3 protein-coding genes and 1 pseudogene are annotated in these 2,535 nt (G+C 55.6%); all 4 read left to right on the forward strand.

Annotated features, from left to right (window positions below):
- The first annotated feature begins 153 nt into the window (after window positions 1-153).
- Window positions 154-756: a DUF2460 domain-containing protein gene (locus RMS03_RS06990; RefSeq protein ID WP_310626366.1), complete on the forward strand. Its 603-nt coding sequence runs from the start codon at window positions 154-156 to the stop codon at window positions 754-756.
- The gene (locus RMS03_RS06995) at window positions 753-1,658 is read left to right on the forward strand and encodes a DUF2163 domain-containing protein (RefSeq protein ID WP_310626367.1); all 906 of its coding nucleotides are present in this window, start codon (window positions 753-755) and stop codon (window positions 1,656-1,658) included. Before RMS03_RS06990 ends, RMS03_RS06995 begins: the two co-directional genes overlap by 4 nt.
- The gene (locus tag RMS03_RS07000) at window positions 1,655-2,083 is read left to right on the forward strand and encodes a hypothetical protein (protein WP_310626368.1); all 429 of its coding nucleotides are present in this window, start codon (window positions 1,655-1,657) and stop codon (window positions 2,081-2,083) included. Before RMS03_RS06995 ends, RMS03_RS07000 begins: the two co-directional genes overlap by 4 nt.
- Before the next feature lie 2 nt (window positions 2,084-2,085).
- Window positions 2,086-2,535, forward strand: a pseudogene (locus RMS03_RS07005) (hypothetical protein); the annotation flags it as partial.

Raw genomic sequence — 2,535 nt, forward strand, 5'->3', positions numbered from 1 at the left:
CGACAACCCTCAGTCATCGCAGGCGTCTGCACCCAATGTCACGCTGCACGTCAGTGCGCTCGATGGCGCCAGTGTGCAACGTGTCCTCATGGGCAATCAAAACGCGTTGGTGAATGCCCTCAGCGCCGCCTACCGCAACGGCATCCGTAAAAAATGAGCAACTTGTTGTACCCCAGCTTACCCGGCTTGTCGTGGCCCATTGGTCGCACAGCCCTGTACAGCACCCACGTTCAAACCAGCACCAGCGGGCAAGAGGTGCGCCTGAGCAATTGGGCCTATGCCCGCTACAAATACAACCTCAGCTACGAGTTTTTGCGCGAAGGCAGCAAGACCGACTTGCAGCAAATCGCAGGCTTGTTTGGTCGCATGCGTGGGCAGTTTGACACCTTTTTGTTTTCTGATCCCGATCCTGCTTTTAGTCTTGCAGTCAATCAAACATTCGGTGTGGGCGATGGCGTCACCACCGTCTTTCGTTTAGCGCGTACATACGGCGCCCAAGTGTCTGAGCCTGTGGCTGCTTGTCTGCCAGGTGCAGTTGTGTTTGCAAATGGTGCGTCTGTGTCTGCTTGCACCATTGATGCCAATGCAGGCACGGTCACTTTTGCAACGGCTCCCATGACGGGTATTGCGCTTACATGGACTGGCACTTACCTTTGGCGTTGTCGCTTTGACAAAGACGAATTCGCCACCGAGCAATTCATGAAAGACCTGTGGAAAGGGCAGGTGAGCTTCATCACCTGCAAGCTGCGCACATGATCGCCGTTCCTGATGCCTTGAACAACTTGTTGCTCACCAGTGATCAACTGGTGGTGGTCGACTGCTACGAAATCACCTTGCAAGACGGTACCGTCATTCGCTGGACCAGCGCTGATGCACCTGTGACAGTGGTGATTGCTGGCCTCACCACCATGTTCAATGTGGGGCCAATCATCACCCGCAACAACATCAAGCTGGTCATTGGCGTGCAGGTTGACAGTTTGAACCTCACCATCATTGCTGACGACACCGTCACCATTGGTTCCATACCGCTTATCAAGGCTGCCGTTTCTGGTCGTCTTGACGGTGCGTCTGTGCGTCTGTACAGGGCCTATGCCGCCGATTGGACCAGCGGATGGGCAGGCGTGCTCACACGCTTTGCTGGCACGGTTGCAGATGTGTCGGGTGGTCGTTCGCATCTTGAGGTGAAGGTCAACAACCATTTGCAGTTGCTCAACACGCAGCAGCCCGTGCGTTCATATCAGGCGGGCTGCACATGGACTCTCTATGACACGGCTTGTGGCACTGCCAAACGCACCACCACAGGTGCTGTCACCTTGGTCATGCAACGGTGGAGTTTTCAAACGTCCATCAACGGCGACATCTCCACCGCTGCGGGTTCTGGCTCTTCAGCTGTGTCGTTGGGCGTGGTTTTGCAGGGCGGCCAACTCAAGTTCACCAGTGGAAAAAACGCGGGCTTCACCTACCCAGTCAAAGCATGGTCGAGCAACACTGCCACATTGCTTCGTCCTGCTGGCTTGGAGGTTGCCGTGGGCGACACCTTTCAAGTTACTTGGGGGTGCGACAAAACCATTCGCGTATGCGAAGCCGTGTATGCAAACAAGGCGAACTACGGTGGTTTTCCATTCATCCCCGCCGCTGAAACGGCCATCCCCGTATGACCGCTGCCATGCCGCAACGCTTGCAAATTTGTGCCGAAGCACGTTCGTGGCTGGGTACGCCCTACCACCACATGGCGCGTATCAAAGGCGTGGGGGTCGATTGCTTGCAAATTCTCATTGCTGTATACAGCGCCGTGGGTTTGATGGATGCGTTTGACACCGGCTACTACCCCAACGACTGGATGCTTCACCGTGACGAAGAGCGTTACTTAGCGGGCGTTTTAGAACATGCCCACCCTGTAGACACCCCCAGCGTGGGCGATATGGCGCTGTACCGATTTGGCCGCACCTACAGCCACTCGGCCATCTTGGTTGATGGGGGCTTGTCTGTGCACAGTTATATGGGGCTTGGTGTTGTTTTGACCGATCCGTGTGCGCCACCTCTGGTGGGACGCTCCGTACAGCATTTTTCATTTTTCAAATAATCATGGCCGGTACTACAGACATCACCCCTGAAGCTCGCATAGGCGGCGTACCCATCCAGCAGAGCGCTGAAGGCACACCCGTGGCTTTGCTCTATGGGCGCAATCGCTTGTCAGTCAATTTGGTGTGGTACGGCGACTTTGAGTCCGTCGAAAAACGCACAAGTCAAGGCGGCGGTAAAGGCGGTGGCGTTGATACCGTCACCTATGACTACTACGCCAGCTTAATTTCCTGCGTAGGCCAAGGCCCTATGTCGTTGATCAGTGTGTGGCGCGGCAAGAGTAAATACAGTGCCGCCGATGCGGCCAACCAGCTAGGCATTGGTTTCATGTCAGGCCAGCAAGGGCAGGGCACTTGGGCGCACTTGACATCCTCTGCAAGCGCTCAAGCCATTGGCTACAGCAACACGGGCTATTTGTACGCCCAACGCTACGCGCTTGATCAAGGTGCTCAA

The sequence above is a fragment of the Limnohabitans sp. genome, assembly GCF_031538885.1.
Taxonomy (GTDB): domain Bacteria; phylum Pseudomonadota; class Gammaproteobacteria; order Burkholderiales; family Burkholderiaceae_C; genus Limnohabitans.

Excerpts from the sequence above, each read along its gene's own strand:
- RMS03_RS06990 (WP_310626366.1), top strand. The coding sequence starts at position 154 with ATGAGCAACTTGTTGTACCCCAGCTTACCCGGCTTGTCGTGGCCCATT.
- RMS03_RS07000 (WP_310626368.1), top strand. The coding sequence starts at position 1,655 with ATGACCGCTGCCATGCCGCAACGCTTGCAAATTTGTGCCGAAGCACGT.
- RMS03_RS06995 (WP_310626367.1), top strand. The coding sequence starts at position 753 with ATGATCGCCGTTCCTGATGCCTTGAACAACTTGTTGCTCACCAGTGAT.